The organism is Mesorhizobium sp. M7A.F.Ca.CA.001.08.2.1 (assembly GCF_003998455.1).
In the GTDB taxonomy this organism is placed as follows: Bacteria; Pseudomonadota; Alphaproteobacteria; order Rhizobiales; family Rhizobiaceae; genus Mesorhizobium; species Mesorhizobium ciceri.
In genome coordinates this window covers 1-7170 of record NZ_RZPW01000293.1, presented here as the reverse complement: position 1 = coordinate 7170, position 7170 = coordinate 1, and the positions used below count along the sequence as shown (strand labels likewise).

The 7170-nt window shown below is 60.8% G+C and carries 10 protein-coding genes and 2 pseudogenes; 6 read left to right on the top strand and 6 right to left on the bottom strand.

The window, feature by feature from the left end:
- Window positions 1-119, bottom strand: a pseudogene (locus EN914_RS39240) (MarR family transcriptional regulator); the annotation flags it as partial.
- An 87-nt stretch (window positions 120-206) separates the two neighbouring features.
- On the opposite strand from EN914_RS39240, the gene hmgA reads away from it, so the two are divergent.
- The 5 genes and pseudogenes from hmgA to EN914_RS39235 all read left to right on the top strand — a co-directional run.
- Window positions 207-1520: a homogentisate 1,2-dioxygenase gene (hmgA, locus tag EN914_RS18225; protein ID WP_024505602.1), complete on the top strand. Its 1314-nt coding sequence runs from the start codon at window positions 207-209 to the stop codon at window positions 1518-1520.
- An 11-nt stretch (window positions 1521-1531) separates the two neighbouring features.
- Entirely contained in the window at window positions 1532-2419 is an 888-nt protein-coding gene (locus tag EN914_RS18220; protein ID WP_032899759.1) for an MBL fold metallo-hydrolase, read from the top strand.
- Entirely contained in the window at window positions 2416-3429 is a 1014-nt protein-coding gene (locus tag EN914_RS18215; protein WP_013532316.1) for a fumarylacetoacetate hydrolase family protein, read from the top strand. The genes EN914_RS18220 and EN914_RS18215 overlap by 4 nt, the downstream gene beginning before the upstream one ends.
- Before the next feature lie 4 nt (window positions 3430-3433).
- Window positions 3434-3721, top strand: coding sequence for a hypothetical protein (locus EN914_RS18210; RefSeq protein ID WP_024505600.1), 288 nt, complete (start codon window positions 3434-3436; stop codon window positions 3719-3721).
- A 4-nt stretch (window positions 3722-3725) separates the two neighbouring features.
- Window positions 3726-3821, top strand: a pseudogene (locus EN914_RS39235) (damage-inducible protein DinB); the annotation flags it as partial.
- Window positions 3822-3848: 27 nt separating this feature from the next.
- Here the strand turns inward: EN914_RS39235 and EN914_RS18200 are convergent.
- The 3 genes from EN914_RS18200 to hppD all read right to left on the bottom strand — a co-directional run bounded on the left by EN914_RS18200 (window position 3849) and on the right by hppD (window position 5622).
- Window positions 3849-4223 (bottom strand): type II toxin-antitoxin system VapC family toxin, encoded by a 375-nt coding sequence (locus tag EN914_RS18200; RefSeq protein WP_024505599.1) that lies wholly within the window; start codon window positions 4221-4223, stop codon window positions 3849-3851.
- Window positions 4220-4435, bottom strand: coding sequence for a type II toxin-antitoxin system Phd/YefM family antitoxin (locus tag EN914_RS18195; RefSeq protein ID WP_395316750.1), 216 nt, complete (start codon window positions 4433-4435; stop codon window positions 4220-4222). The genes EN914_RS18200 and EN914_RS18195 overlap by 4 nt, the downstream gene beginning before the upstream one ends.
- Window positions 4436-4509: 74 nt before the next feature.
- On the bottom strand, window positions 4510-5622 hold the full coding sequence (gene hppD, locus EN914_RS18190; RefSeq protein ID WP_024505598.1) for a 4-hydroxyphenylpyruvate dioxygenase: 1113 nt from the start codon (window positions 5620-5622) through the stop codon (window positions 4510-4512).
- A 138-nt stretch (window positions 5623-5760) separates the two neighbouring features.
- Between hppD and EN914_RS18185 the strand changes: the two genes are divergently transcribed.
- Complete coding sequence (locus EN914_RS18185) at window positions 5761-6228, top strand: Lrp/AsnC family transcriptional regulator (protein WP_013532311.1); 468 nt, start codon at window positions 5761-5763, stop codon at window positions 6226-6228.
- A 77-nt stretch (window positions 6229-6305) separates the two neighbouring features.
- On the opposite strand, the gene EN914_RS18180 is transcribed toward EN914_RS18185, so the two are convergent.
- Window positions 6306-6644: a TIGR01244 family sulfur transferase gene (locus EN914_RS18180; protein ID WP_013532310.1), complete on the bottom strand. Its 339-nt coding sequence runs from the start codon at window positions 6642-6644 to the stop codon at window positions 6306-6308.
- Window positions 6645-6794: 150 nt separating this feature from the next.
- Window positions 6795-7170 (bottom strand): metal ABC transporter solute-binding protein, Zn/Mn family (locus EN914_RS18175; RefSeq protein ID WP_164778784.1); only part of this gene is annotated, 376 nt, incomplete at its 5' end.

Genomic DNA, 7170 nt, shown 5'->3' with positions numbered 1-7170 from the left:
TTGTATATCCTCGAAAATTCGCGGCTGACGGCGTCGGCAAGCCGGTAGAGCCGGTAGGGCAGGAAGTTTTCCAGATTGAGAATTTCAGCCGCGTCGGACGCTTCGCTCCTGATCGCCATTTTTCAAAGCCGCCATTGATGGTTACATTTTCGATGGTTACAAATGAAACCAGTTTGGTCAATTGATATCCATTTCGGGAGGAAGCAATGGCCTTTTCCTATATGCCGGGCTTCGGCAACGATTTTGAGACCGAGACGCTGCCCGGCTCGTTGCCGCAGGGACGGAATTCGCCGCAGCGGCCGGCCTACGGCCTCTATGCCGAGCAGCTTTCAGGCTCGCCCTTCACCGCGCCGCGCGGCACCAATGAGCGGTCCTGGCTCTACCGCATCCGGCCGAGCGTCAAGCACACCGGCCGCTTCAAGGCGGCGAGCTATCCCTTGTGGAAGAGTGCGCCCAATGTCGGCGATCATGAACTGGCGCTCGGCCAGTATCGCTGGAACCCGGTGCCGATGCCGAAGGAGCCGACCGATTTCATCGCCGGTATGCGCAGCATCACAACCGCTGGCGACGTGCTCGGGCAGACCGGCATGGCGGCGCATGTCTATGTCGCCAACACCTCGATGGCGGACGATCATTTTTTCAATGCCGACGGCGAGTTGCTGGTCGTGCCGCAAGTCGGCGCATTGCGCTTCGTCACCGAGATGGGCGTCATTGAGCTGCGGCCCGGCGAGATCGCGGTGTTGCCACGCGGTCTGGTCTTCAAGGTCGAGCTGGTCGACGCCGAAGTGCGCGGCTACGTCTGCGAGAACTACGGCGCCAAGCTGACGTTACCCGATCGCGGCCCGATCGGCGCCAATTGCCTGGCCAACCCACGCGATTTCAAGACGCCTTGCGCCTGGTTCGAGGAGAAGGAAACGCCGTGCCGGCTGATCGTGAAATGGTGCGGCAATTTCCATGTCACCGAGATCGGCCATTCGCCGCTGGATGTCGTTGCCTGGCACGGCAACTACGCGCCCTACAAATATGATCTGGCGACCTTTTCACCGGTCGGAGCGCTGCTGTTCGACCATCCCGACCCGTCGATCTTCACGGTGCTGACCGCGCCGAGCGGCGAGGAGGGCACGGCCAACATCGACTTCGTCATCTTTCCGCCGCGCTGGCTGGTGGCCGAAGATACCTTCCGGCCGCCCTGGTACCACCGCAACATCATGAGCGAGTTCATGGGCCTGATCCACGGCCAGTACGACGCCAAGGAAGAAGGTTTCGTGCCCGGCGGCATCAGCCTGCACAATCTGATGCTGGCCCATGGGCCGGATGCGCCTGGCTTTGAAAAGGCCTCGCGCGCGGAGCTGAAACCGGTCAAGCTCGACAACACCATGGCCTTCATGTTCGAGACCCGATTTCCGCAGATGCTGACCCGCTACGGCGCCGAGCTCGAAACCCGGCAGGACAATTACATCGACTGCTGGGCCGACCTGAAGAAGCGTTTCAACGGCACCCCCGAGGGCGACTGGTCTTGAGCACCGAGCCAATGCCGGACCGGCTGGTGCTTTTGGGCTCGAAGGGTGGCCCGGCATTGCGGCCGGGTGGTCCATGGCCGAGTTCGTCGCTGCTGCAGATCGGCGGCCGCAGCATCGTCGTCGACTGCGGCCTTGGCGTGACGCGTGGTCTGGTCGATGCCGGCATCAGCCTGAAGTCGCTCGACCTGATCTTCATCACGCATCTGCACTCCGACCATGTGCTGGAACTGGGGCCGCTGATCCACACCGCCTGGACGGCGGGCCTCGCGACGCCCGTCGGCGTGTTCGGCCCGCCCGGCACCGGTCATTACTGGCGGCGCTTTTGCCAGGCGATGGAGTTCGACATCGAGATCCGCATCGTTGACGAAGGCCGGCCGGATATTCGCGATCTGGTGTCGATCAGCGAATTCGGTGAAGGCCAGGTGGTCGCGCAGGGCGGCTTGACGGTTTCGGCGCTGCGCGTCGAGCATCCGCCGGTGACCGATTGTTTTGCGCTTCGCTTCGAGCATGGCGCCAAAAGCGTGGTGTTCTCCGGCGACACGGCCTTTTATCCGCCGCTCGCCGATTTTGCCCGAGGCGCCGACATCCTCGTCCACGAAGCCATGCTGGAAGAAGGCATCGAGCGACTGGTGGCCAGGACCGGCAATGGTGCGCGGCTCAGAGAGCATCTGCTCGCCAGCCACAGCTTTGCCGAAGAAGCCGGCAGCATCGCAAGCGATGCCGGCGTGAAGAGATTGGTGCTCAACCATCTCATCCCGGCCGACGATTCTTTGATAGGCGAGGCCGACTGGACTGCCGCTGTCAGGAAAACTTGGAACGGCGACTTGACGATCGCCCGCGACGGTCTTGTTGTGGGCTTAAGCAGCGCCAAAGCTGCAGCAGGAGAGGAAACCGCATGAAGCTTGCCACATTGAAGGACGGGACGCGCGACGGGAAACTCGTCGTCGTCTCGCGCGACCTGACACGCTTCACCGACGCCTCGTTCCTGGTTCGCACGCTGCAGGCGGCGCTCGACGACTGGCGGCGCATCGCCCCGCATCTCGCGACAATAGCGGAATCGCTTGAGAACAATGCGATGCCGGCGGAGCGCTTCCACGAACATGACGCCCATTCGCCGCTGCCGCGTGCCTATCAATGGGCCGATGGCTCGGCTTACGTGAACCATGTCGAGCTGGTGCGCAAAGCGCGCGGCGCCGAGATGCCGGCGAGCTTCTGGACCGACCCGCTGATCTACCAGGGCGGCTCGGATTCTTTCATTCCGCCACGTGATCCGATCCGCACGGCTGACGAAGCCTTCGGCATCGACATGGAGGGCGAGGTCGCTGTCATCGTCGACGATGTGCCGATGGGTGCAAGCCTCGAAGAAGCAAAGGCAGCGATCCGACTGGTCATGCTGGTCAACGACGTTACGTTGCGCGCGCTCACCGGACCGGAACTGGAGAAAGGTTTCGGTTTTTTCCAATCAAAGCCGTCCTCGGCGTTTTCGCCGGTCGCTGTGACGCCGGACGAACTGGGTGATGCCTGGGACGGCGGCAAGGTCAGCCTGCCGCTGCTTGCCGATCTCAACGGCAAGCCGTTCGGCCGCGCCAATGCCGGTATCGACATGACCTTCGACTTTCCTGCGCTGATCGTTCATGCAGCAAGGACACGGCCATTGGCCGCCGGCACGATCATCGGTTCCGGCACCGTCTCCAACAAGCTAGACGGCGGGCCGGGCAAGCCTGTCTCGGCCGGTGGCGCCGGCTATTCCTGCATCGCCGAACTGCGGATGATCGAAACCATTGTGTCGGGCGAACCCAAAACGCCGTTCCTGCGCTTCGGCGACACGGTGCGCATCGAGATGAAGGACAAAACCGGGCATTCGATCTTCGGCGCCATCGAACAGAAGGTCGAGAAATACGAGAGGTGAGGGCATGACGGGGGTCTATCTGCTGGCTGGAGTCTGGGCACTCGCCATACTGGCGGTCTTTATCCAGGCGATCCGGCTGAGCTATCGCATCGAGGCGCGATCGCCCGACCTGACCAACCGCAGCGGCTTTCCGCGCAAGGCGATGATGTTCCACACCGTCACCAACATGGCCGTCGCGCGGGACGCGGAAACGCAGAGCATGCGTCGGCGTATGAACTGGTTGCTGCTGATCGTTCTTGCTGGATTTGTCGTTATGTGGGCGGGCTTGTATCTGTCGCGGTCAACCGGATGACGTGATGAGCCTGCCCGACTACCCGCGCAGCATGGCCGGCAACAATCTCTGGTCGAACGACCGACTCTACCGCGCGGTATTGTCTCTTCAGCCCGGCGAAAGAGGTCAAGCGGCTGGGCTTGGGCGATCAGGCCAATACGACGTCATAGGCTGAAAATTGCCGATCCGCGGAGATCAACGTCAGGCCTTCAATTTGGGTCTGCGCAATAAGCAGGCGGTCGAAGGGATCGCGGTGGTGAAGCGGCAGATGTTCAAGTCTCGCCGCGTGTAGTTCGTTTACGCCGAGAATCGGAATCCCGTTCGATCGCAGGAGGTCCACGATGTCGCCTGTGAGCGTCACTTTGCCGAGCGATTTCTTGATGGCGATCTCGGCCACCGAGACGGCGCTGACGATCACATCCTTGCCTGTGAGAAAGATATCGCGATGATGATCCGAAAGACGTGAATCGGCGTTGAGTACCCAAAGCAGAATATGGGTATCGACCAGATATCTGCGGCTCATTTAATATACTCGTCCCATTCGGGACCGAGTTCATCAAAATCATCCGATATCCAAATCTGGCCTTTCAGGGCGCCAAGCAAGCCTTTGCTCCCACCAGCCCGAACGGGAGCGCTCAAGGTTGCGACAACCTCTCCATGTCGGGTCAGATGGATCTCTTCGCCAGCCTGGGCACGTTTCACCAATTCGGAAAGCTGAGCCTTCGCTTTTGCCATGGGGATATTCATAGACGACCTCTTATGACCAGAATTTAGGTCATAATTGGCCGGGCCGCAAGTGAGTTCGATGGCTATTCCGCCGCCTGAACCTTGATCACGCCACGCTTGATCTGGTCCTGCTCGATCGATTCGAACAGCGCGCGGAAATTGCCTTCGCCAAAACCTTCGTCGCCCTTCCTCTGGATGAACTCGAAGAAGATCGGCCCGATCACGGTTTTCGAAAAAATCTGCAGCAGGATCTTGGTCATGCCGCCGTCGACGACGCCTTCGCCGTCGATCAGGATGCCGTGCTTCTTCATCCGCTCGATCGGTTCGTCATGGCCGTTCACGCGGTCATACGACATGTCGTAGTAGGTTTCAGGCGGGCCGGGCATGAACTTCAGCCCGTTCTCGGCCAGTCTGTCGGTGGCCTCGTAGATTTCGTCGGTGCCGACGGCGATGTGCTGGATGCCTTCGCCATTGTACTTCTTCAGGTACTCGGCGATCTGGCTGGTCTCGTCCTTGGACTCGTTGAGCGGAATGCGGATCTTGCCGCAGGGCGAGGTGATGGCGCGGCTGACCAGGCCGGTGATCTTGCCGTCGATGTCGAAGAAATGGATCTGCTTGAAGCCGAACAGGTTGCGGTAGAAATCCCACCATTTGTCCATCTGGCCGCGATAGACATTGTGGGTCAGGTGATCGAGATAGTAGAAGCCGACGCCTTCCGGCCGCGGGTCGCGCGCACCCAGCCACTCAAACTCGGCGTCATAGGCCGAGCCCTTCTTGCCGTAGGTCTCGATGAAATAGAGCAGCGAGCCGCCAATGCCCACGATCGCCGGCACGTCCAGCGCCTTGTCGGCACCTTCGTAAGGTGTGGCACCCTTGGCAACGGCATGATCGAAGGCGTGTTTGGCGTCGACCACCCGCCAGGCCATCGAGGCGGCGCAAGGGCCGTGCTTGTCGACGAACTTCATCGCATGCGAGCCGGGTTCGGCATTGACGACATAGTTGATGTCGCCCTGGCGCCAGACGGTGATGTCCTTCGTGCGGTGCTTGGCCACCGCGATATAGCCCATGCGGGTGAACAGCTCAGCCAGCTTTTGCGGCTCCGGATGCGCGAATTCGACGAACTCGAACCCATCGGTGCCGGCCGGGTTGTCCTTGCTGATCCTGGCGGGCGGGGCGTCGTGCGGGAAGGGACCCATAATATTCCTCCGAAAGCTGGCCTGGCCTGAAAAGGCGATTTGACACGATGATAACGCGGAGGAGGCGCACGGTGCTTGCATTCAAACGCTTGAAATGATGATGTCATGCGTGAAGCGTGCATGATGTAAGGGAAAGCCATGGATGAGGCGCGCATTGACCAGTTCGACCGCAAGATAATGGCACTGTTGCAGGGTGATGCGCGGCTGACCAACAACGATCTTTCGGAGCGGGTGAACCTGTCGGCGTCGCAATGCTCGCGCCGCCGTCAGCGGCTGGAGGAGGACGGCTTCATCAGGGGCTATCGCGCCGTTCTCGACCGCGACAAGCTCGGTTTTTCCCTGGTCAACGTCATTTCGGTCACGCTCGCCACCCACAATCGCGACAATGCAAGGCGCTTCGGCGAACTGGTGGCGCGGCTGCCCGAAGTGCAGGAAGCGCACGCGCTGACCGGCGAGATGGACTACATCCTGAAAGTGGTGACGCCGGATCTCAAATCATTGTCGGAATTCGTCAACGGCGTGCTACTGCCGCACGAATCCGTGCAGCACGTGAAGACGGCGATCGTGCTGGAGACGCTGAAGGAAACCGGCGCGCTGCCGATTTAATCTGAGCGGATATCATTGATACGTCGGCAGGCCAGAGGGGGTGTGAAGGATCGCCAGCCTAATGACGGAAGGGCCGTTCAACCCTTCGACTGCTGGATCAGTCCATAGAGATTGGTGCAGCGGGCGCCGGAACGGCAATAGGCGAAGACCGGGCCGTCGAGTTCCTCGAGCGCTTCGGCCTGATCCTCGACATTCTCGGCCGTGATCTGGCCGCTGATCACCGGAATGTAGCGGAAGGCGAGGCCTGCGGCTTCGACCGCTGCCCCGACGGTGTCGGCAGAAGGCTGGCCCGGCTGTTCGTCATCGGGCCGGTTGCAGATGACGCTCTTGAAGCCGGCTTTCTTGATGGCGGCGACGTCTTCGGGCTGGATCTGGCCCGAAACCGAATAGTCCTCGCTGATTTCGCGGTATTCCATGGCAGCATCCTCGCAAACTGGTCAGGTGGCAGTCTTGCCACTCCCCGACATGGGCGGCAATCCGTGCCGAAGGATTTCTCTGCCAAATAGACATTGCGTGCCAGAAAATCCAACCGGGCCGATGCGGCCCGGCTGGGCAATCCTTCAAACTCAGCTGCCGAGAATAGCGCCTTTGATCTGACGGATGTTGTTGTGCATCATGTCGATATAGGTCGCGGCCGGGCCGTCGGGCTGCGACAGCGCGTCCGAATAGAGCGTGCCGCCGACTTTGATGCCGGTTTCGCTGGCGATCTGCTCGATCAGGCGCGGGTTGGTGATGTTCTCGACGAAGATCGCAGCCGCCTTGTCCTGCTTCACCTGATTGACCAGCTTGGCAACGTCTGCGGCGGATGGTTCGGAGTCGGTCGACACCCCTTGCGGGGCGAGGAAGGTCAGGCCGTATGCATGTTCGAAATAGCCGAAGGCGTCGTGCGAGGTGATGACGACGCGCTTGCTCTCCGGGATCGAGGCAATTGCCGCTTTCACT